Genomic DNA, 21,917 nt, shown 5'->3' with positions numbered 1-21,917 from the left:
GAAATTTAACGTTTTGCTAACAAGCTCAAGCTTACAATTGCCATTTACCGTTAGAATATTTGTTCTAATCACAACACGAGTAAAAAGGCATGGAATCGCTTTTAAAAGATTTCCCTGTGGTCACGAAAATCGTGGTCGCATGGGGAGAGATGGATGCGCTGCAACACGTCAATAATGTGGTCTACTTTCGCTACTTTGAAACCGCGCGAATTGATTACTTCGCTCATCTTAAGCTGATGGAAGAGTTACAACGCACCCAAATTGGCCCTGTGTTATCGGAGACACAAGCACGTTATAAAATTCCGGTCACTTTTCCCGATACGCTGCTGATTGGTTCACGCATTACCTCTGTTCAAGCAGATCGCTTTAGCATGGAATACCAAGTGGTGAGCCAAAAACTTGGTAAAGTGACTACCGTCGGTAGCGCTACGGTTGTGATGTTTAACTTTAAAACGGGTGAGAAAGCCTTGCTACCGCCTACAGTGCTTGAAGCCATTCACACTCTGCAAGGTGAATCAGTCTCTATAAACAATGCATAGACAAACCCTGTGATTGAGGTGAAAGCGCGTTACCACTTCAGGTGATAAGGGCACGGTCACCAACCGATCAAACCCGCTTGGTGACTATCTGCAAAACAGCAGTGTCCGATACGACGTACCCAACCCTCCGCTATTTTCAAATAGTTGCTCACCAACCCAAGTCATTACGTTACATTCTGCATCCTTCAAAGTGCCTCATTCAATTGAAGATTGCGCATTTCCCAATCGGCCTATATTGTGGAGTTGTTGTTAATGGAACTAACACGATAATCCTCAGGCTAGGGAGAGAATGGATGAATACGGCACTTTTGGGACTCTTTATTCCCACCTTCTTTTTTGTTTCGATTACCCCAGGTATGAATATGACCTTGGCCCTCACTCTGGGCATGAGCGTTGGCTATCGAAGAACACTATGGATGATGGTAGGCGAGCTACTGGGTGTGGCTTTGGTCGCGGTCTCCGCAGTGGTAGGCATTGCGGCGGTCATGCTGCGTTATCCAGATATTTTCACTCTGTTTAAAATCGTGGGGGCAAGCTATTTGGTGTATTTAGGTGTGCAAATGTGGCGTTCACGGGGCAAGCTGGCGATCAATATCGAGCAAGAAAACACGTACCAAGGCAGTGACTGGGGTCTATTAGTACAAGGTTTTGTGACCGCAATTGCTAACCCTAAAGGCTGGGCGTTTATGGTATCTCTGCTGCCCCCTTTTATTGATCAATCGTTAAGCCTTGCTCCACAACTGACTGTATTGGTTGCCATTATTCTGCTTTCCGAATTTATCAGCATGAGTTTGTATGCCACGGGTGGAAAAGGGTTAAAGCGCTTATTAAGCCAAGCTCACCATGTCCGTTTACTCAATCGGATTGCAGGTTCGCTAATGGCTGGGGTGGGTATCTGGCTCTACTTTAGTTAGCGAATTGGCCATCCGCCCACCGTAACACGGATGGATGGCCAAACACTTACACCGCCCAAGATAATATGGGCCAACCATGCTGCTCAGCCTGAGCTTTCAAGCGCGGGCAAGGATTGACCACATACGCGAAATCGGCATGCTGACATAACGGCAGATCATTGATGGAGTCGGTATAAAAATGAACGTCGTGATAGGTTTCATTCTGCTCCGCTAACCATTGTTGTAAACGCAGCACTTTACCTTCTCGGTAGCTAGCAACGCCCTCGATGTTACCGCTGTAGCAACCGTTTTGGCTCACAAGATCAATCCCTAACGCGTGTTCAATTCCGAAACGTTGAGCGACGGTTTTCACTAAAAACGAAACAGAAGCGGAAATAATTAAGCAGGTATTACCTTGCTGCTTTAACTGCGCAATCAACTCACGAGCTTGGGCAAATTGTTTTGGAACAATCCAGCGTGACACGCACTCTTCCACCCAATCTTGCACGGTTGTACTTGGCACTTGGGTTAACGGTCTCATCGCAAAAGCAATGTATTCCGCCATATCCATCTTGCCTTGCGCGTACAGCGCCATGCGTCTTCGATCTTCTTCCACAAAATTGCGCTCCGTCGCAATGCCTTTCTCGGCAAGAAACGCATTCCAAATCATCGCGCAGTCCCCATCAATCAGGGTGTCATCCAAATCAAACACATAAAGGGGCTTGCTCATTTCAGGCTCTCACAGGTTGTACTGGCTTCAAAAAATCGTGAATGATAAAAACTCACTGTAACGCGAGAATGTGACGGTTGATAGGCTGTCCAATAGACGTAGCCGCGATTTGAAATACCTCGTGAGTTACCAAAGCTGGTCTTAAGCTTCGGCATCAAAACGGTCTACCTCAGTAAGGTCTTGATGGCTATATAAAGAATTATCCGGCGAGGAAGGTAGTCAGAAAAAGTACGCAGGTATACCGACAACTGCGTTAGCCGATGCAGCTAAAAACGGCATCGGCATAACATACACGGGACAGTTTATTCTGGCTCAGTTCACGGGTGTCTCATCACTGTTCATCGGTTCACTCAGCAGCTCATGATTAGAAATCTCACTGCTAGGTAAAGCATCGGTGACGACCTCATCACTGCTCGCCACAATGTCACTTTTGGGTGGTTGAGGGAAGCTTGTAAAATTCGTCGTCATCACTAAAACCAGTGAAAGGCAAGCCACCACCGCAGATGACAAATTGATTGGCTTTTCTTTACGCTGTGTCTGTAGCCAAGCGGGAATCCACAATGTTGTACAGAGCAGCAGAATGATCGCTGTATGCCAAACCGAGTCGCGTGTGGTCAGAAGCCAAGGTGCAGTGATAAAAATCAGTACGGTTTGCCAAGTAAAAACTTGTAATGAATGGCGGCCGAGATAGCTCAGCGGCTCATACACTAATGCCGTTGGGAAAAAGCGGATCACAACAGAGATTAAGTAGATCCATACACTCAAACTCAGTACACGCAACCAGCCAAGCTCTGGCTTACTGGATGCCGCATACACCATCTGCTTAGTAATACCCAATGGCGTTAAAAGATCGCGGTAAGCCATAAAGATAACCAAAGCTATCGCCGCACATAACCAAACCAATTTAGGGTGGAACCACGCCAACTCGCCTTGACGCTTGCAATAACCTAATGCACCACCAAAGAAAAACAGCAGTTGCCAAGCAAAAGGGTCAAAGTAACCGAGCTCAGGAATGTATTCTGCAGAAAGCCACTTAAAGAGTGGCAAAAGCATAGCGCCTTGAATCCAACCACTACTTGCCCAAATCAGCACGCTCAGCGCAAGTACCCATTTAAGATAACCGCGACGAAACCCGTACAGAGCCAAAGGAAACAGCAACATATACATGATATAGAGTGGCAAAATTTCCAGATAGGCGGGTTTATTGAGCAGCAGGAAGCTCATCAACATGGTCATAAAAGGCATAGTAGGCAGATTACTAAAGCTGCCACCAAACACGGTGACTTGTTCAGCAAAATAGTGGCTGCCCAGCCAAAACCACAGCATGGCAATAAAGAGTCCTGCAATGTGGTATTTGTAGATAATGAACGCACGATTCCACACTTTCCCAGCCGCTTGACGGTCAGTGTATTCACGGCGGCTATAGACCATACCAGCCAGTAGTCCAGACATGAAGATGAAACCTTCCGCGGCACCAAACACGCCGACAGGTTCATGAGTAATCATTTGCAGTATGGTTGTACCGCCGCTGTACCAGATAAGATGGTTGAAGGTGATCAGCACCAACAATAATCCTCGGATACTGTCCAATGCGGGGATGCGTTTCATGGGTATCTCCCTGCGTTTTCAGTCCAATAAATTGGTAGTCACAAAAATACCAAGTCGACTAAAAATGCGGATAAGCGGTTGAATATATTGGGTAATACGGCAGGATGGTGATATCTAGTTTGGACTTACCTTTCCCTGAGCACGCGGATCCTTGCACCACCTGATGGCTTTGTAAATAGGGGGCATAAAAAAAACCGAGAGGTCGCACAGCTTGTCGATGATACCGATGCAAAATCGCCACTTCTCAACTACCCAACGCAACAAAATTTAAAACCGTCACCGCTCAAAACAGTGATTTGAGGATAACAATAAAAAACCCCAGCAAATGAGCTTTGCTGGGGTCTGAAATAATGGCACGCCCTACAGGATTCGAACCTGTGACCACATGCTTAGAAGGCACGTGCTCTATCCAACTGAGCTAAGGGCGCGCTACAGGGTGAGGATTATACGAGTTAAACGGGCTAGATCAACGCCTTTATCTAACTTTCTGTTTCGAATGAGCAATATTTTACCGATCTCATCTCAACTGCCGAAAAACAGAACAAAGCAAACGTTTGCCCGTGGATGTTATCAAAAATATCTGCGACAATGCGCGCAAAAATTTTCGCTCCAAACCTGTAAGGAAAGTCATGACTGCTCAAAATATTGATGGAACGCTGATTTCGCAAACGGTGCGCTCAGAAGTGGCAGCCCGTGTTAAAGCTCGTGTTCAAGCTGGGTTACGAGCCCCAGGACTGGCGGTTGTGTTGGTGGGCGAAGATCCTGCTTCACAAGTGTATGTCGGCAGTAAACGCCGTGCCTGTGAAGAAGTCGGTTTTGTCTCCAAATCTTTCGATTTACCCGCCACCGCTAGCGAAGAAGCCTTGCTGTCACTGGTTGAAGAACTCAATAACGATCCGCAAATCGATGGCATTTTGGTACAACTGCCGTTACCTGCGGGTATGGATACGACCAAAGTGTTGGAGAGTATTCACCCAGAGAAAGATGTGGATGGATTCCACCCTTACAACGTCGGTCGCTTGGCGCAGCGCATTCCGAAACTGCGCTCTTGCACACCCAAAGGCATTATTACTCTGCTTGAACGCTACAATATTCCACTACGCGGCAAACACGCGGTGATTGTGGGAGCTTCCAACATTGTCGGTCGTCCGATGACGTTAGAGCTACTCTTGGCAGGCTGTACCACCACCACTTGCCATCGCTTTACTCAAGATCTCGAAGGCCATATTCGCCAAGCGGATATCTTGGTGGTCGCGGTCGGTAAACCTAACTTTATTCCGGGAGCATGGATTAAAGAAGGTGCAGTTGTGGTCGATGTTGGCATTAACCGCTTAGATACTGGTAAGCTGGTTGGCGATGTGGAATACGATGTTGCCCGTACGCGTGCAAGTTTTATCACTCCAGTACCCGGTGGTGTAGGACCTATGACCGTCGCAAGCTTGATTGAAAACACTATGATGGCGTGTGAGCAGTTCCACACTCAAGGTTAGCCACAGTGGCTATCTGCAACGCCAAAGCGTCGCGGTATTCACACTCACCTTGTGTTAACGCCTTGTGCTAACACCTGAGAAGCAGTAAGAGGTCAATACCATGCATGGATTGACCTCTTTCGTTCTGTTTGCGCTTTATACTCCCCCCTCTTTCTAAATAGGTATTCCCTTCTCTCTCAATAACGCAGAGACTGTTCCCGTATCGGTAACTCTCGGTTCTTCTTTTGTTATCTAGTCAATTCCAGCGGTTGTACAAATAATCGGACTAGATAAAGGAAAAACCTAAGCCCATTTTGGAGGCCATTGATATGCCGTACAAAATTACTGCTCTGCAACCGTTTGGAGTGATCGTAGAACCGAAACATGCTCCGATTCATGTCAATGAGTTAGATATTGATGAGTTACGCGAACTCTTTTTGCGTGAACAACTTGTGTTACTGCGTGGTTTTGAAACCTTTGAACATTCGGAGCAGTTTGCGGACTACTGCGAACGCTGGGGAGAAGTGAGTGTTTGGCCGTTTGGGCGCGTATTAGATCTGGTACAAAAAGAGGATCCTGGCGATCACATTTTTGACAGCAGCTACATGCCCATGCATTGGGATGGCATGTATCGCCCACAAGTCCCTGAATACCAAATCTTTCAGTGTGTAAAGGCTCCTTTACCGGGGCATGGTGGGCGTACGACCTTCAGTCATACCATGCTGGCTTTACAGCACGCCCCTCAGCCAGATCTTGAGCTTTGGCAGCAAGTCACCGGACACTACCAGCGTAAAATGGAGTTTTACCACAGTAAAACCGTCTCCCCGATTGTGATGCAGCATCCATACCGAGACTATCAAGTAATACGCTACAACGAGCCGCATTTTGAAGAAAATGGCGACCTGCTCAATCCACCTGATGTATCACTGTCTGGAATTACCCCTGAGCAAGCGATCGAGTTTCACAAAAGTTTACGCCGTGCACTGTACGACCCACGTAACTTCTACGCTCATGAGTGGCAAACGGGTGACATAGTGATCACCGATAACTTCTCCTTACTCCATGGCCGTGAAGGCTTTACCTCTCACACGCCGCGTCACATTCGTCGTGTGCAAGTGTTAAGTAATCCTCCTTATAACAATCCAAGCTTGGAGTCGTACCAATGTCCACAAAAATAACCGACATCGTCATTATCGGCGCAGGCCCAGTTGGGTTAATGAGTGCCTACTTAGCACAGCGCTGCGGTTTAAACGCGCTGATCATTGATAAGTCAGCCGAACCACTTCAAGTCGGACGCGCCGATGCGTTAAATGCCCGCACCTTACAACTGCTCGAAGTCGCGAAGCTTTTTGATGATCTTTACCCTTTAGGCAAGCCGTGTAATACCAGCTCGGTTTGGGCTAATGGCCATTTTATCTCGCGCCAATCGAGCTGGTGGGAAGCCTTGGAAGGCTGCTTGCACAAACACTTTTTGATGTTAGGTCAATCGTTTGTTGAGCATCTATTGGACAAGAAATTACTTGAAGCGAATGCCCCCGTTTGGCGCAACACAAGCGTCGACAATATCGAGCTCAATCAAGCAGGCTGCCTAACTCATCTCAGCAATGGTGAGCGTATTCAATCGCGCTTTGTGATTGGTGCGGATGGGTCTCAATCTTTTGTGCGTCGTCATTTTAGTGTGCCTTTTCACATTGTGCGCCCCGAAATTATCTGGGCGGTGATTGATGGTGTGATTGACAGTGACTTTCCTAAAGTCCCTGAAATTATTGTGTTCCAAGCAGAAACCTCAGATGTGGCATGGATCCCTCGCGAAGGTGAAATCGATCGCTTCTATGTCCGTATGGATACGCACGATTTCACCTTAGAGCAGGCTATCGCCAAAATTAACCGGGCAATGGCACCTCATCAATTGGGTTTTAAGGAAGTGGTCTGGTTCTCGCAATTTGCCGTGAAAGAATCGGTAGCAGAACATTACAGCGTCGATGACCGGGTTTTCCTTGCAGGGGATGCCTGTCACGTACACTCAGTCAACGGTGGACAAGGATTAAATACTGGGGTTGCTGACGCATTTAACCTGATCTGGAAACTAAGTATGGTGATTAAAGGTCAAGCCTCTCCTGCTTTATTGAAAAGTTATCACGCTGAACGTCAACCAGTGGCGCAGAGCGTGATAGACAGCTCCGGTGAACTGGTACGCTCAACGAAGTTTTCAGCCACCAACACCCATGCGCAAGACTACGTAAAAATAGTTGAAAAGCGTTCAGGTAATATCACGGGAATGGGCATTCGCTACTACGAAGAAGGCTTAGCTGGCACTCGAATGTGGGATTTCGTGCTCAATCAAGGTACTGAGATCACTCGTTTGTACTCACTGCTTGACTACTCAAGATGGACACTGTTCTTGTTTAGTGATGACGAATGCGTGGTTGACGTGCCGCCGCATGTACATGTGATCCGCATCGGTACCCAATCCGAAAATGCTCAACACTGGACACGTCACGCACCTTATCCAGGACAAGCGGTATTGGTTCGCCCTGATGCTTACATCGAATGGGTCACTCCACTGCATCAGGTTCACAGTGTGTTGGCAGAAGGTGTGTTGACAGAATTCAACTTATCTCACTAGTTCAATACCTGCGTTCACTCGATCTTCATCAAGCCCTAAACGGGCTTGGTGACTTTCCCCGGCACTAGAAGCCATCGACACACCCATGCGGCTCATTGCGCGTTGGCTCTACCTGTTTAAACACTCTCCATTAACCACACAATGTTCCCACCAGATAATCGATAAATAAACGCACCCTTGGCGGCAAATTTTTACGACTGGGGTAAAGAATATTCATGGTAGTACTGATCTGATAGAAGTCCGGAAACAATCGCACCAGCGATGCATCAGGCAACTTATCAATCAAAAAACTGGCAATCGATCCCACACCCAAACCATTTTGCACCATGGTCATGACGCCAAGCGGAGAATTACTGCTGTGTTTGCTATGGAATTTGACCTGATGTTGTACGCCCTCTTGATTGGTTAAAGTTAGGGTTTGGTTAGGCAGATTTAAGCGTGTGAGATAGACCCAATCGTGCTGCTCTAAATCCTGAATCGTATGGATCGGCGGCGCGTTCTCTAAATAGGTTTGACTGGCATAAATACCTAACTCAAAAGGCGCTATAACACGGCCAACTAAAGAGGATGACGTCAGCTCACCAATTCGGATCACCATATCCAGATTAGAATCCACCAAATCTTGCAGTCCATCATCGAGCTGAATATCGAAATTCACCTTAGGGTACTGCTTATAAAACTCAGCCAGTAGCGGGTTGAGCAAAAAAGTGCCGACATCAATAGTGGTACCAATGCGGATCGTTCCGGACACTTCTGACGCTAAGTGGTTAACGGAGCAAAGCGCCTCCTCCGCAATATTCAATAATCCGTGGCTGCGTTGATAAAATGTGTCCCCCTCTGTGGTTAAACTGATTTTACGGGTAGTTCGGTTTAGCAAGCGCACATTCACTGTTTTTTCTAAAGCGGTGATCTGTTCACTGACCTTAGATTTGGTCATACCTAATGCTTCTGCAGCACAAGTAAAAGAACCACACTCAACCACTTTATTGAATATCACTATGCGTTTTAACTCATTTAGCATGACTGTTCCTTTATTAGTAACTTTGGGTTCTATTTTCATTATCTAGTCAGTACAAGGAATAGCAGAAATAATAATTCCGCCTGTTAGAGATGAGTAATTTTTATTGGTTTCAAGCAGATTTCATATAACCAAACGATTTTTTTAATTTGTGGCATTAATTCCAATTCCTATGTGCGGAATTAATTCACCTAGAGTAGATGTACGGTGAGATGAGTAGATACGTTATCCAATTATTGATGAATGGTTCAATAATGAGCCAAGATGTCATTCTCATTTGTGCACAAATTACTCAACAAGAAAACGACCGTATTGAATATGTTGAATTGCATTCAACCAATCCAACGAATGAGGAAAATTTATGCTCGATGCTCAACAAGAAACCCATGTGGAGAAGATCTCATTTATTCTTCTAAATCAACTGATTGCACAATGCAATGCCAGTTACAACGGGCTTGCTCACTTAAAAAGTCAAATTCGTAGATTTGTAAATAGCCAAGAGAAAATTAAATTACTCCTCCCCGCTTTCCCCTGTAAAACAAATAACTTAGATAAAGTACTTAGCCATACACCCGATCTCGGTGAATATGTCGTTTTAAGAAAGTTTGTTCAATGCATCCGTGACATTGAATCCGTTTATGAACCGGGTGTGACGTTTTATATCTTTTCTGACTATCATACATTCTCTGATTATATCTCCGTCGACTTAGACCACCATTATGATTACTCAGACAATCTGCGTAAAATGGTAGCAAACATGAATTGCAGCGATGCGTTAAAAATTGTCAATTTCGAACATTTTGATGAATTTTCCGATCTGAAAGACACGGAATATTTTGATGGATTACGTGAGAAGTTTGGTGATCCTGACTATGCAGAGAATTTCACTGAACTTAAATTAAAAAATAATAAGATGAACCAAACCTATCTGGGTTTGAAAAAGTTCATGAATCAGGATCAGAAATTCGTTCTTGCTCCTCTCTCATACAAAGATCGCCGACGTCGCCTTGCGGATATCGCTAAGGGGATGATGGTGCAAGGCAAAGCGCTGGATAACTTCTTGCAGCAAAAATTTGCCGATTGCATTCGATTAAGCATTCATGAACATCCGATGATAGGTAAGAAATACTCGCTGTTTCTGTTCCATGAACGCCAATTCAAAACGCCTTGGCACAGTACTTTGCTGTTTGATGCCAGCCGCGGCGAATTCATTATTGATAGTAAAGAAAATCACTTAAAACGTTCTGGGGTGATTTTGCCTGTCACTCATGATGGCAAGCCTTGGTGTTACCTGCAATTGAGCGCATCCGATGAAGTGCACGCCCATGCGCTGCGCCAAATACGGGCAGAATTGCAACACGAAAAATCGGGGTTGCGTTTAGAGTGCCCAGCCAATCGCGCTTCACTGGACATGCTACTTCCCAAAGAGCTCAGCCAACTGGTCAAAGAATTTGGCTCGGTTCTGCTGCGCGGTTTTGCACCACTGGCTGACTCTGAACAGCTACAAACTTGGTACCTCAATCACCGTTCTGCCGTCACTTGGGCTTATGAGGTTAGCGTACAAGCCTTCAAAGGCAGTGCTGGTGAGCAACCTTTACATTGGGAGCTCTCCTGCCCACCCGCTTATATGGCCGTACACCCACATCGCTATCAATATGAAGATTACACCCCCCATGAGTACGCGGTTTACAGCGTTGCATCCCCTGACTCGAATACTTGGACCGTGGTTGACGCTGCACTCGCCGTCCTGACCATCAACGGTCAAGAGCGCGAACAGCTGCGTAACACCATCATGCACTACAGCAACTTTTCACCTGAACATGGCGGGAATACTTTACACCCCCTCGTCCGTTACTGTTCGACATCACGCCAAGATGTGCTGCGTTGGCAAGATTTTCAGCATGCGCAGGGCTACCTCACTCATTTAGAAGGGGTCAGCGAATTAACCGAGCAGTCACGGATCTATCAACGCCTCAACACGTTATGTCATGACCCAAGAGTTTGCTTTGAGTACAGGCTACAAACCGGCGATTTGCTGTTGGTGAATAATTTAACCACCTTGCAAGCGAGCCATACGAGTTCGATGCATAACGAATACTGGTCTATTCATCTACAACCAGACTCAATCAACTCACCTTGGCAGCCGCACAATCGTATTGTTGAACAAGCTGAACTCACCTCGGCTTAGGCTTCAGCCAAAGCAGCAAGTCGGTTAAGAACGCAAAAAGCCGAGGCACTCGCCTCGGCTTTCTATTGGTGTTGTCTTATTACTCGCGATTAGCCATTTTTCGGTGGCATAAACGCCGTCAGTTCCAACGCTGGCCCTGTGTACTTTTCAATACGCACCAGAGAGGAGTTCGCCGCACAACCATTGGCCAAACGTGAAGTCGGAATGTCTGAAGTCAGCACATTCGCACCACCGTTTTTACATAAGCCAGTTTGCGGATCAAGGTCTGGCCAGCCGCCTTCGTGAATACAGACTGAGCCTTGTTTGATGCGATCCGTCACCAAAGCGCCGACCAGTACTTGGCCACGTTGGTTATAGGCACGAACCAAATCGCCCGTTTGAATGCCGCGTGATGCCGCATCTTCTGGGTGGATCCAGATCGGCTCACGGTTAGCAATCGCATACTCTTCCCGTAATTGAGCGTAGTTGAATTGACTGTGCAAACGGTGCGCCGCGTGCGCCGTCATTAATTGCAACTCGCCCTGCTTCGCATTACCGGTAAATTCATCAGGAGCCAACCAGGTTGGATGGGCTGGACAATCAGGCAAATTAAAGCCCGCCAGAGTTTTAGAGTAAATCTCAATCTTGCCGCTCGGTGTACCTAATGGATTGAGGATCGGATCCGCACGAAAATCGGCGTAACGCACAAACTGAGCATTTTTCGCGTTCCACTTCATTTCAATCAGCTGGTTATCTTCCCAGAACTTACTGAAATTCGGCATCGCCACTCGTGCTGCACGGCCGCTCTTCTGCGCGGTTTTGTAGAAACCGTACAACCATTCCATCTCGGTTTTGCCTTCGGTAAACACATCACGGCCTCCGGGACGGATCATTTCCGCCATATCGGCAAACACATCAAAGTCGTTACGCGCTTCGCCTTGTGGCTCCACCACCTGTTTCATCGGCACCAAGTGTTGGTTACTGTAGTCACCCGTCATGGTCAAGTCATTACGCTCAAACGTTGTGGTGATCGGCAGTACGATATCGGCATGCTTCGCCGCCGCTGTCCAATACGGCTCTGAAATCACAATCAGCTCAGGCTTTTGCCACGCTTTGATCAGACGATTGGTGTCTTGATGGTGGGTAAAGTTGGCACCACCCGCCCACCAGATCATCTTGATCTCAGGGAAGGTCAGCGTGTGACCATTGTGTTGATAGGTCCCGCCCGGATTCTCCAACGCTTCCACAATACGCGCGACCGGGAAACTTTGCGTCGCCCCTGAAATCGCCCAATCATTCCCCGCCGAAGATCCACCACCAATAGCTGCCGAAATGGCAGGCAGTACACCCGCGTCACGCGCGGGGTTCCCGCCATTCGAGTAATGGTAGGAGAAACCAAAACCACCGCCCGGCAAGCCAATTTGCCCCAACATCGCGGCTAAGGTGACCACCATCCAGTGACGCTGCTCACCATATTGTTGACGCTGCATACCCCAGCCTGCCATTAGCATGGTGCGATGGTTGCTGAAAATCTCAGCCAGCGTTTCTAGTTGCTTGGCTGGTACGCCACAAATGCCTTCTGCCCATTGCGCGGACTTTTCAACGCCATCTTCTTTACCCAGCAAATACGCTTCAAAGCGATCGTAACCTACGGTGTATTTGTCCAAGAAGGCTTTATCGTGCTTACCTTGTTTGATCAGCGAGTGCGCGATGCCCATCATCATCGCCACATCTGTCATTGGGTGTGGGGCAATCCATTGAGCTTGCTCACCGAAAAACTCGATGGTTTCGGAGCGGATCGGATCAATACCGATAATGGTTTTGCCGGATTTTTTCAGTTGATGGAAGAATTCAAGACCTGCGCAATCGGTCGAGCTCCACGCAATTTTCAATGTGTTGATCGGGTTTAACCCCCACAGAACCACCACATCACTGTGCTCTAGCACTACGGGGTAAGTGGTTTGCTGCTCATACACTTCAATCGAACCAACCACGTGCGGCATGATGATTTGCGCCGCGCCAGTTGAGTAATCTCCCAAGTGGCCTGAATAGCCGCCCGCCATACTCATATAGCGTTGCAATAAAGTTTGAGCTTTATGCAGCACACCACTGGAGCGCCAACCATAAGAGCCAGCAAACACCGAGGCTGGACCATAGGTTTTGCGAATGCGCATATGCTGCTCATGGATTAAGCGATACGCGTCATCCCACGATACGCGTACAAACTCATCACTGCCACGTACTCCTTTCGGCGCGGATGGGTTTGCTAAAAAGCCTTTGCGAACCATAGGGTATTTAACCCGCGCTTGGGTATATACCTGATCGGGGCCTGTCGATTGCAAGCTGTTCGGTACGGTTTGCGCCAGCGCATTTTTGGTCGCCACCATTTTGCCATCTTGCACTCCACAGAGAAGTGGCCCCATACGTCCAGCCGTTAACACGCCTTTACCACGTGCGTTATCACTGGCAACTGAGAGTGGTGAAAATGAAGTGAAAGCCATTGCACCGGCAGCCATACCTGTGCCTTTTAAAAATCCACGGCGGGTGATTTTAGTCATAACGTTATCCCTCTACTTATACTCAGTGGCTAACCATATCTTTGGCATGGTGCTGGAAGAACTTGGTGAGAATCTCCAGATTCTCAGCGGAAATATCCGTCCGCTCTCCCATACTTTTCGCCACTGGCCCCCAAGCATTCACGGTAAAGTGACTGGCTGGAATTTTCGCATGGCAGGTCGCACAGTAAACGTTATCAAGCTGTTCGGCATAAGACCAAACCGGCTCTAAACTATCCACCACAGGCGATGTGATGGTGGCGGTTAAATTCACCGCGCGCCATTGGTTACCGTAAACATCGGTTTTGTAGTCTTGTGCTTGCAGCGCTTGTTGGCCTTGCTCGGTTAAAGTCGCGACAACCGCACGTTGCCCCTCACCCATATACAGTACTTGTTCTGCGCCTTTCATTTGGTAAGCGTTGATTTGCACGGTACGTTCAGTGCCCTTGGTACTCACAACATCCAGAGCAGTCGTCGGGTTGATCGTACCCAGTTCACCCATCGCAATCGTGGTGACGGGGTAAACTCGCTGCGCGTCAGCGGCCGTTTTTTCGGTAAAGGCCATCAAGGTTTCAAAGGCTTTGCTATCAAGCTCCGCTTCAGGTGCGAAGTGCGCGACACCTTTGTGGCAATCAATACAGGTTTGGTTATTAGCTTTGGCGTAGTTGTGCATTTTCACCGCTTCGTGTGACTGCTCAAACGGCTCCATGGCATCAAAATCATGGCAAGAGCGACACGTTGCCGAATCGTTACCGCGCATCTGCTGCCATACCATCTCCGCTAACTCTTGTCGGTGCGCCTCATACTTCTCAGGCGTATCAATCTTACCTGTTACAAATTCGTGGTAGATGTCTTTGGTCGCTCGTACCTTAGTGACGAGATAACCGATGGGATCGCTCGGAATATGGCAATCGGCACATTCGGCGCGAATGCCTTTCGCATTGGAAAAGTGAACAGAGCCTTGATACTCCTTAAAAGGGATCTCCATAGAATGGCAGGAGAGACAAAACTCGGTGCTTGAGGTGTAATGCATCACTGCAGCACTGCCACCTAAAGTGACCCAGCCAATTGCCACCCCAATGGCAACAAGCAGTGCAACATACCTTTTTTTGATCGACATAAGCTTACACATCCTTTTACATTTATAAATATGCGATCATCCTACCCCTTTTGGGGTATGAGATATTGATCCGCATCATATACGTGCTACGAAAAGCGTGCTTATGTGATGTTGAGTCAAACCTATCGCGGACTATCTTCACTGCCCCTCCACGGATTTCAACCAACCTCTTTACTTATTGGTAACTCTCTAAACAAGTGCCATAAAAAATTCACCCCAGCGTAACTGAGGTGAATTTGGCGATAAAAGAAACTCAACGAACGGATTTACTGAGCATTATTCATCTGGCTAAGTTTATCCCCAACCGGTTTGGAAAAATTAAAGCCGTCGTGCTTATCCCAGTTGATTGACCAGGTCATCACGCCTGCATAATTGGGGTAGGCAAAGGCTGGTTTGATGGTGCCGCAGCGGGTTCCTTTGGTTAAACAATCCAACGCATCAAGGATATTTTGGGTTGGAGCTTGACCCGAATTTGCCGAACTTGGACCTGATGGCAAACCAATGGCTACTTGGTCATCACGCAATGGTTCAAAGCGTGTCCCGTTGGCTAAAGTGAAGCCTTCAATCAACATTTTTGATTGAGCGACCATCATATCCACTGAGCCTTCTGGTGCCGCGCTCGGTGTGTATGGGTTAGGTAAACCACCGTTGTTGTAGAGCTGAACATGCAGAATATCAAGCGTATCGCGCACTTCGTTAATCACCGGAATGTAAGCGCCCCAAATTCCACTGTAGGCAACCATACCACCTTGCACATAAGGGTGTTCAGGCGCCATAGTGAGGAACATATCACCACCGATGTTTTTCTCGATTTGCTTCAATGCTCGGCCTAAGCGCGCTTGAATTTGTGAGCCATGAACAAGGTTTGAACCACTTTCGAGATCCACATCCAACCCATCAAAGCCCCATTCTTTGATCAACGCAGTCAGGCTGCTCACGAAGTTGGCTTCATCTTGATCAGTGTTAAGGGTAATAGTGCCTTCAGCGCCACCTAAGGAAAGGACAAATACTTTACCTTTCGCTTGCAGTGCTTTCATATCTTGCTTGAATTGCGCAGGATCGAGCGCAGGACAACTGCTGTAAATATCACCGGCATACAGGTTGAAATGTACCGTTCCGGTACTGTTGCGATCGTTTTCTGCAAAGGCAATATCAATCACATCCCACGCTTGTGACATATCCGCCAAACGAATTGGGCAACCCGCACCATTGACGAAGTTATGCCAGTAACCAATCAAGCGATGTTTCTTCTGCGCTTGCTCTACCACGCTGATTGCGGCAGCAGAAGAGGTCACGCTCGTTCCTGCTGCGTCAGTCGCTTTCGCGGCAACGGTATAGTTACCAATCGCACTTGGCGTCCAACTGTAAGCAAAAGGCTCTGTTGTATCCGTTGCAACTACTGCGCCGTTGACCACAAACTCCACTTTCGCCACATTATTGGTTAGTGACGTAGCATCGGCGGCAATATTGACCGGTTTACCTAGACCAACGGTTTGGCCGGATGTCGGCGAAGTCAGTGAAACCACCAGATCTTGATCGCTCACCGTCACGCTGACTGCGCTTTCACTGGTGTTACTGTCGTTGTCGGTTGCGACTGCTTTCAGGGTTTGATTCCCTGTAGTGGTGGCTATCCAGTTAACCGCATAAGGCGCTTGAGTCACCACGCCTAAGCTGTTGTTGCCTGCAAAAAACTCCACTTGCGTGACCGAGCCATCGGCATCACTGGCTTGCGCCGCCACACTGACGGTTGAGCCAGCAAGAATCACTTGGTTAGCCGTCGGGTTGGTTAATGTCACGACAGGTGGCGTTGAACAAGCGCCTAAACCACTCCATGCTTCTTTCCAATAACTTCCAACCCCTGGCTCATACGCCCAACCGGAGCTGGAAGAACACCAACCGGCGATATCACAGCGATATTTTTGGTTCTTATTTTGTACCAACTGCCCTGCCGAATACGCGGTTCCCGCCGAATACACAGGTAAACCCGCGCAACCTGCATTCGAGCCACTGCCGACCGTTAAAGTCACTTCTTGGCTCAGGGTAGACTGGTTGTCGTTATCAATCGCTTTGGCTTTAAAGGTATGGCTGCCGACAGCGGCATTCCAATTAAACTGGTAAGGCTCAGAGCTATCGGTCACAACAAGTTGACCATCAACATAAAATTCAACAGCGTTGACAGTGCCATCACTGTCAGTGGCATTTGCGGCCACGGCTAGAACATCGCCCACGGTTAGCTGTTCACTGCCCGTCGGGCTAGTCAACGTCACAGTTGGCGGAACTGGGTTACCGGTAGGCGTTACGCTGATATTTACGGTGCTGCTGGTGGTTGCACCTTGGTTATCGGTCGCAATCGCGGTCACTGAAGTGGCTCCTAGCGTTGCCGTCCAATCCACTTGGTATGGGGCTTGTTGGTCAATCGCGATACGCTGTGTGCCGACTAAAAACTCCACCTGAGTAATGCTGCCATCACTATCTGAGGCATTGGCTTGTAATCCGACGACGGAGCCTTGTGGGATCTTGGCGTTATTGAGTGGTGATTGAATGGACACTTGAGGTGGGTTATTCGCCCCTCCGTCACACTGTCCAAGAATTTGCCATGCGTCCCATTGACCAGAATGGGTTACCGGATCGTTACCCTGAGTCCAGTAACGCGCTTGGTAAGCGGTGTTGGTTTTTTGAACTTTATCACTGCCAACATACACTGTACTGCTGTCCCACACTGGCACTCCGGCACAGTTATAGGCTTGTGCTGAGTAACTTACCCCCAAACTGGCGGTAATCACGGCGGCTAAACAATAGCGCTTCATGTTTCTCTCCTGTATTAGATAATGTCGCTTATAACTAATACTCCAGAGTGAAAGATTTGCATGTTAATCAATGGAATAGTTTACCGTTCTCGGCACAGTGTCACTGCTTCTTCTGCGGTTAATCATCGCTTTCAATTCTTTTTCGGCGCGATTCACGAAATGAAAAGGAGATCTTTAAAACAATCACCACTACTAAAAGCGGTGATTTATGAATGACAAAAAAAAGGCCAGCGTAGTCGCTGGCCCCTATTGCTGAATCAAAGATTACAAAGACAAAATCACCCCAGCGATCGATGCACTCATTAGGTTAGCCAATACGCCTGCGCCAATCGCACGGAAGCCGTATTGGGAGATAAAAGAGCGACGTTCAGGTACAAGGCTACCCAAACCACCAATCAAAATCGCCATGGTAGAAATATTGGCAAAACCGCACAGCGCGAAAGTCACGATCGCTTGTGAATGCGCACTCAATTGCTCTTTCACTTCAATCAGTTGAATGAAAGCGACAAACTCGTTCACCACCACTTTGTTACCAATCAAAGAACCTGCCATGATCGCTTCATGCCATGGAATACCTATCAGCCAAGCTACTGGAGCGAAAACATACCCCATGATCAGTTCAAAGCTCAGCTCGATGCCAAACCAGCCACCAAACCAACCGAGCAAGCCGTTTAACAGAGCAATCACACTCACAAAGGCGAGCAAAGTCGCCCCTACCGCAACAGCAATTTTCACACCCGACATCGCGCCATCCGCAATCGCTTCGACGACGTTAGTGGATTTCGGCAGATCCAACTCATCTTGCGCAATCGCGGCATCGACGTGTTCGGTTTCTGGCAACATGATTTTTGCCATCAAGAGACCCGCAGGGGCAGACATGAAAGCCGCCGCGATCAGATAGTTCAATTCCACACCTAAAGAGGCATAACCAACCAAAGTACCGCCAGCAACCGACGCTAAGCCGCCCGTCATCACTGCAAAGAATTGCGAATCGGTCATTTTATGAAGATAAGGTTTCACCACCAGCGGCGCTTCAATCATACCCACGAAAATGTTTGCGGTAGCAGAAAGGGATTCTGCACGGCCTGTGCCAAGCAATTTCTGTAAACCACCACCGATGAGGTTAATCACTTTCGGCATGATGCCTAAATGGTAAAGGCCAGAAATCAGTGCAGAGAAGAAAATGATGATGCCAAGGACATTAATCGCAAACACAAAACCTACGCTGCCATTGGCGAGGCCACCAAACACAAAACCGATACCATCTTGCCCATAGTTGATCAGTTGTGACACCGCGCCCGTCACACGATTGAGTGCCTCTTTACCCGCAGGTACATACAGCACCAGTAAGGCGAAGAAGATTTGCAGCAGTAACGCTAAAGAAACTGTACGCAAGTTGATATTTTTTCTATTGGTAGAAAATAGCCACGCAACCAGCAAAATTGCGCCCATACCGAGGAGTGATGACATAACGCCGCCCAAATTGTGAGTAGAACAGGAAAGGCGGCGATTTTAGTGAAGGAAATCGTATGCGCAAGGTGAGTTTGTTAATCACTCATTACCAAACCGGTAATCAAAATACGTCTTTTCATAACTTGCTGATTTTATTAAACCTAAACGTTTGCTTTTGAGTTATCTTTTCCATTGGGAAAATATCTTTTTAAAAACAGCAATAATCCTCATGGAATATATCCCCAGCGATCTCCTGTTGCACTAGCAAGCCAGTGAGCTAATCTCACCGAGTATCGAAAGGCGGCGTCATTAAGGAGAGCAAACATGATCCACACGGCTACGGCGTTAAGTCGCCAGAAGCTATTCTGCTGCAAAACGAACATAAGGTTGTAAACGAGTATCCCAGTAACAAGGCGTACCGAGCCGCTGTTTGATAAATTCAATCACCGCCGATGTTTTTTTCGGCATATGTTGACGACTGGGATACACCGCATAAAACGGCATCTGTTGATTGGCGGACCACTCCGGCAGCAGCTGAATAAGCTGCCCTGTGCGAAATTCATCTCGCAGCAAATAGGTCGCCAAATAAGCGATTCCCCATCCTGCCACGGCAGCATCGCGTACCGCCTCCGCCAGATCGACCGAGTAGTTTCCGGCCACTTTAATGGTTTGATTGTGTCCATCTCGGCTGAATGACCAACGGGTGTAATCGCGCTCCCAGCTTCGATAAATCAAGCAGTTATGCTCCATTAAGGCCATAGGTTCTGTGGGTGATCCATAACGCAGCAGGTAGTCTGGCGATGCGGCCACCACAAAACGGCAATCGGCAATGCGCTGCGCCACATAACCCTCTGGTAGCTGCTCGTTACTGGTGATCCATAAATCCAACCCTTCCTTGAGCATATCGACTTTATGATCAAACAGATGCACTTCGACGTTCAACTCAGGATATTGTTGGCGAAGCTGCTCCAAAGCAGGCAACACATGCAAGGTGCCAAAAGATTGCGATAAACCAAGTCTAATCAGCCCTACCACTTCATCACGCTGATCTTCCATTTCACTTTGTGCATTGGTCACAATCGTTAAAAGTTCACGGCACTGGGCATAAAACAGATTCCCAGCATCCGTCAGAGTAAAGCTGCGCGTGGTGCGCTGCACCAGTTTAACGCCCAGCGAGGCCTCTAACGCGGCGAGCTGTTTACTGACATGAGACACCGACACGCCTAGCGCGTGCGCAGCAGCAGTAAAACTTTGATGTTGGATTAACACCGCAAATAAAGCCATTTGGCTCGCGCGTTCAGCAAACAAATCGCATCTCCATCAGCAAACTCTCCCCATCACAGCCTTCTTCATCAACACATCCCGATTACCGAAATGCCTAAAAACCCGTTGCTCACAAACAGAAAAAACAGAGGGCTCAATGAGAGCCCTCTGTTCGCTAATTGTCAATCCGTTATGCCAATCCGTTGCGCCAATCCAACAGGTTAGAACGCAATCCGATCCGCCAGATGGCTGACCGCCAACGCAAAGTAATGAGAGCGATTCCACTTCATCAATACATTGTAGTTGTTATACACAAGATAAATTCGCCCTGCTTCATCATCAGGCATGATGAGCCACGCTTTAATATCATCAGAAAGCGCTGGCAGCGGTTTACCATCATAACGAGTGACCCCAAGCTTACTCCACTCTTGTAACGTTTTGCCTTTTTCAGGCTGACGTCCTTCTAGAGCATGGTCAAACCCTTTGGGGATTTTCACTTGGCGTCCCCAAGTGTACTTATCATCCCAGCCTGATTGGCTGAGATAGTTAGCCGTAGAAGCAAATACGTCTGAACGTGTTCCCCAAATGTCTTTTTTGCCATCGCCGTTGCCATCAGCGGCAAAATTCAAAAACGAGCTTGGCATAAATTGACACTGCCCCATCGCGCCCGCCCAAGAGCCTTTCATGGCTTCAGGGGCAATGTGACCTTGTTCGAGGATCTGCAAGGCGGCCATGGTTTCTTTGCGGAAAAACTCTTCACGGCGGCCTTCATAGGCCAGCGTCGATAACGCATCAATCACCCGAAAGTTACCCGTGAACGCACCAAAATTACTTTCAACCCCCCACAAGGCAACAATAAATCTCGGTTGTACGCCATACTGCTTACCAATGCGTTGCAGCTCAGTGTAGTGTTTTTCATACAGAGATTGTGCTTGCTTTACTTTCCACTCTGGTACAGCGCGCGGGATGTATTCATCCAGCGTCAACTTTTTCTCTGGCTGATTTTTATCCGCGACGACGGAACGAGGCTTGTATTCCACATCACGAAACGCTTCGTTGAGGATGCGTTCGGAAATACCTTCTTCACGCGCTTGCTGCTTTAGCCTTTCGACATATTGTTCAAAACTGACTTCATTGGCGAGTACGGGTGCCGATAACGCTAGGCCCAGTACTATCGATAATAATTTTTTCAAGATGCCCTCCTTGAGCCATCTTCATCAGGGAGTTTGGCGCGCTTTGCGCTCCTTATGTTGTTCCAGCAAATTTTCTGGTGGCGGCGGTAACTGCAAAAAGAAACCTTGTTCCTGCATGGATTGTTTCACCTTCTCCACATTCACTTGCGCCAACTGACGCTGCTCAAGATTAACCAGCATGACAAAAATAGGTTTACCAAACATCTGTTTTAAGGTGTCAGGAACCTGTGAAAAATCGTCCCGTTTCGGAATATAGAGATAAGTGCCTTCTTTTTTAGGACTTTTGTAAATAGAGCAAAGCATGACAAGCCTTTTATTTCGATTATTGACCACTTAGGGCATTTTGTCTTAATTCAGTTAACTTTGATCAAAATTGATGCCAAATCACTTATTTCACCGCAAGAGAACTTGCTGTGCTTTGGCGCTGAATATAACATGACAGCCCTGTTCTCAGCCAATGCTCTCTCCGTAAGGCAT

16 protein-coding genes and 1 tRNA gene are annotated in these 21,917 nt (G+C 47.7%); 6 read left to right on the top strand and 11 right to left on the bottom strand.

The genetic code is table 11. The features are described from left to right. Positions 1-89 precede the first annotated feature (89 nt). Both F0316_RS04540 and F0316_RS04535 read left to right on the top strand, forming a co-directional pair. Positions 90-539 (top strand): acyl-CoA thioesterase, encoded by a 450-nt coding sequence (locus tag F0316_RS04540; protein ID WP_033928671.1) that lies wholly within the window; start codon positions 90-92, stop codon positions 537-539. Between the two features lie 293 nt (positions 540-832). Next, positions 833-1,453 (top strand): LysE family translocator, encoded by a 621-nt coding sequence (locus F0316_RS04535; protein ID WP_001090433.1) that lies wholly within the window; start codon positions 833-835, stop codon positions 1,451-1,453. Positions 1,454-1,499: 46 nt separating this feature from the next. On the opposite strand, the gene F0316_RS04530 is transcribed toward F0316_RS04535, so the two are convergent. The 3 genes from F0316_RS04530 to F0316_RS04515 all read right to left on the bottom strand — a co-directional run bounded on the left by F0316_RS04530 (position 1,500) and on the right by F0316_RS04515 (position 4,198). Continuing rightward, positions 1,500-2,162 carry an HAD-IB family hydrolase gene (locus tag F0316_RS04530; RefSeq protein ID WP_000042818.1) on the bottom strand — a complete coding sequence of 221 codons (663 nt, stop codon included), beginning with the start codon at positions 2,160-2,162 and terminating at the stop codon, positions 1,500-1,502. 312 nt (positions 2,163-2,474) lie between these two features. Beyond that, on the bottom strand, positions 2,475-3,770 hold the full coding sequence (locus F0316_RS04525; protein WP_001961589.1) for an OpgC domain-containing protein: 1,296 nt from the start codon (positions 3,768-3,770) through the stop codon (positions 2,475-2,477). A gap of 351 nt (positions 3,771-4,121) precedes the next feature. After that, a tRNA-Arg gene (locus F0316_RS04515) sits at positions 4,122-4,198 on the bottom strand. A gap of 201 nt (positions 4,199-4,399) precedes the next feature. On the opposite strand from F0316_RS04515, the gene folD reads away from it, so the two are divergent. The 3 genes from folD to F0316_RS04500 all read left to right on the top strand — a co-directional run bounded on the left by folD (position 4,400) and on the right by F0316_RS04500 (position 7,865). Beyond that, entirely contained in the window at positions 4,400-5,260 is an 861-nt protein-coding gene (folD, locus tag F0316_RS04510; RefSeq protein ID WP_000126770.1) for a bifunctional methylenetetrahydrofolate dehydrogenase/methenyltetrahydrofolate cyclohydrolase FolD, read from the top strand. A gap of 308 nt (positions 5,261-5,568) precedes the next feature. Beyond that, positions 5,569-6,417 carry a TauD/TfdA dioxygenase family protein gene (locus F0316_RS04505; RefSeq protein WP_001146419.1) on the top strand — a complete coding sequence of 283 codons (849 nt, stop codon included), beginning with the start codon at positions 5,569-5,571 and terminating at the stop codon, positions 6,415-6,417. Next, positions 6,402-7,865, top strand: coding sequence for an FAD-binding protein (locus F0316_RS04500; RefSeq protein WP_148527236.1), 1,464 nt, complete (start codon positions 6,402-6,404; stop codon positions 7,863-7,865). The genes F0316_RS04505 and F0316_RS04500 overlap by 16 nt, the downstream gene beginning before the upstream one ends. 130 nt (positions 7,866-7,995) lie before the next feature. On the opposite strand, the gene F0316_RS04495 is transcribed toward F0316_RS04500, so the two are convergent. Further along, complete coding sequence (locus F0316_RS04495) at positions 7,996-8,886, bottom strand: LysR family transcriptional regulator (protein ID WP_000931266.1); 891 nt, start codon at positions 8,884-8,886, stop codon at positions 7,996-7,998. A 358-nt stretch (positions 8,887-9,244) separates the two neighbouring features. Here F0316_RS04495 and F0316_RS04485 point away from each other — a divergent pair, with 358 nt between their 5' ends. Continuing rightward, positions 9,245-11,071, top strand: a complete 1,827-nt coding sequence (locus F0316_RS04485) for an L-tyrosine/L-tryptophan isonitrile synthase family protein (RefSeq protein ID WP_148527238.1) — start codon at positions 9,245-9,247, stop codon at positions 11,069-11,071. Between the two features lie 89 nt (positions 11,072-11,160). Here the strand turns inward: F0316_RS04485 and F0316_RS04480 are convergent, their stop codons facing one another. The 7 genes from F0316_RS04480 to F0316_RS04450 form a co-directional block, all read right to left on the bottom strand. Next, on the bottom strand, positions 11,161-13,608 hold the full coding sequence (locus F0316_RS04480) for a molybdopterin guanine dinucleotide-containing S/N-oxide reductase (protein WP_149560242.1): 2,448 nt from the start codon (positions 13,606-13,608) through the stop codon (positions 11,161-11,163). Between the two features lie 22 nt (positions 13,609-13,630). Next, positions 13,631-14,725 (bottom strand): NapC/NirT family cytochrome c, encoded by a 1,095-nt coding sequence (locus F0316_RS04475; protein WP_172625960.1) that lies wholly within the window; start codon positions 14,723-14,725, stop codon positions 13,631-13,633. Between the two features lie 266 nt (positions 14,726-14,991). Further along, positions 14,992-17,532, bottom strand: coding sequence for an Ig-like domain-containing protein (locus F0316_RS04470; RefSeq protein ID WP_002044329.1), 2,541 nt, complete (start codon positions 17,530-17,532; stop codon positions 14,992-14,994). Between the two features lie 264 nt (positions 17,533-17,796). Further along, a complete protein-coding gene (locus F0316_RS04465) occupies positions 17,797-19,002 on the bottom strand; it encodes a NupC/NupG family nucleoside CNT transporter (RefSeq protein WP_000096605.1) in 1,206 nt (401 codons plus the stop codon). A gap of 342 nt (positions 19,003-19,344) precedes the next feature. Beyond that, positions 19,345-20,292, bottom strand: a complete 948-nt coding sequence (locus F0316_RS04460; protein WP_000457165.1) for a LysR family transcriptional regulator — start codon at positions 20,290-20,292, stop codon at positions 19,345-19,347. Between the two features lie 176 nt (positions 20,293-20,468). Continuing rightward, on the bottom strand, positions 20,469-21,440 hold the full coding sequence (locus F0316_RS04455; protein ID WP_000735487.1) for a lytic murein transglycosylase: 972 nt from the start codon (positions 21,438-21,440) through the stop codon (positions 20,469-20,471). A 24-nt stretch (positions 21,441-21,464) separates the two neighbouring features. After that, positions 21,465-21,743: a YcgL domain-containing protein gene (locus tag F0316_RS04450; protein WP_000882651.1), complete on the bottom strand. Its 279-nt coding sequence runs from the start codon at positions 21,741-21,743 to the stop codon at positions 21,465-21,467. Positions 21,744-21,917 lie beyond the last annotated feature (174 nt).

The sequence above is a fragment of the Vibrio cholerae genome (assembly GCF_008369605.1).
In the GTDB taxonomy this organism is placed as follows: Bacteria; Pseudomonadota; Gammaproteobacteria; order Enterobacterales; family Vibrionaceae; genus Vibrio; species Vibrio cholerae.
This window is presented reverse-complemented; position numbering and strand designations above follow the sequence as displayed.

What these genes read in the sequence shown, in the direction of transcription:
- F0316_RS04540 (WP_033928671.1), top strand. Translation starts at nt 90, where the DNA reads ATGGAATCGCTTTTAAAAGATTTCCCTGTGGTCACGAAAATCGTGGTC.
- F0316_RS04535 (WP_001090433.1), top strand. Translation starts at nt 833, where the DNA reads ATGAATACGGCACTTTTGGGACTCTTTATTCCCACCTTCTTTTTTGTT.
- F0316_RS04530 (WP_000042818.1), bottom strand. Translation starts at nt 2,162, where the DNA reads ATGAGCAAGCCCCTTTATGTGTTTGATTTGGATGACACCCTGATTGAT.
- F0316_RS04525 (WP_001961589.1), bottom strand. Translation starts at nt 3,770, where the DNA reads ATGAAACGCATCCCCGCATTGGACAGTATCCGAGGATTATTGTTGGTG.
- folD (WP_000126770.1), top strand. Translation starts at nt 4,400, where the DNA reads ATGACTGCTCAAAATATTGATGGAACGCTGATTTCGCAAACGGTGCGC.
- F0316_RS04505 (WP_001146419.1), top strand. Translation starts at nt 5,569, where the DNA reads ATGCCGTACAAAATTACTGCTCTGCAACCGTTTGGAGTGATCGTAGAA.
- F0316_RS04500 (WP_148527236.1), top strand. Translation starts at nt 6,402, where the DNA reads ATGTCCACAAAAATAACCGACATCGTCATTATCGGCGCAGGCCCAGTT.
- F0316_RS04495 (WP_000931266.1), bottom strand. Translation starts at nt 8,886, where the DNA reads ATGCTAAATGAGTTAAAACGCATAGTGATATTCAATAAAGTGGTTGAG.
- F0316_RS04485 (WP_148527238.1), top strand. Translation starts at nt 9,245, where the DNA reads ATGCTCGATGCTCAACAAGAAACCCATGTGGAGAAGATCTCATTTATT.
- F0316_RS04480 (WP_149560242.1), bottom strand. Translation starts at nt 13,608, where the DNA reads ATGACTAAAATCACCCGCCGTGGATTTTTAAAAGGCACAGGTATGGCT.
- F0316_RS04475 (WP_172625960.1), bottom strand. Translation starts at nt 14,725, where the DNA reads ATGTCGATCAAAAAAAGGTATGTTGCACTGCTTGTTGCCATTGGGGTG.
- F0316_RS04470 (WP_002044329.1), bottom strand. Translation starts at nt 17,532, where the DNA reads ATGAAGCGCTATTGTTTAGCCGCCGTGATTACCGCCAGTTTGGGGGTA.
- F0316_RS04465 (WP_000096605.1), bottom strand. Translation starts at nt 19,002, where the DNA reads ATGTCATCACTCCTCGGTATGGGCGCAATTTTGCTGGTTGCGTGGCTA.
- F0316_RS04450 (WP_000882651.1), bottom strand. Translation starts at nt 21,743, where the DNA reads ATGCTTTGCTCTATTTACAAAAGTCCTAAAAAAGAAGGCACTTATCTC.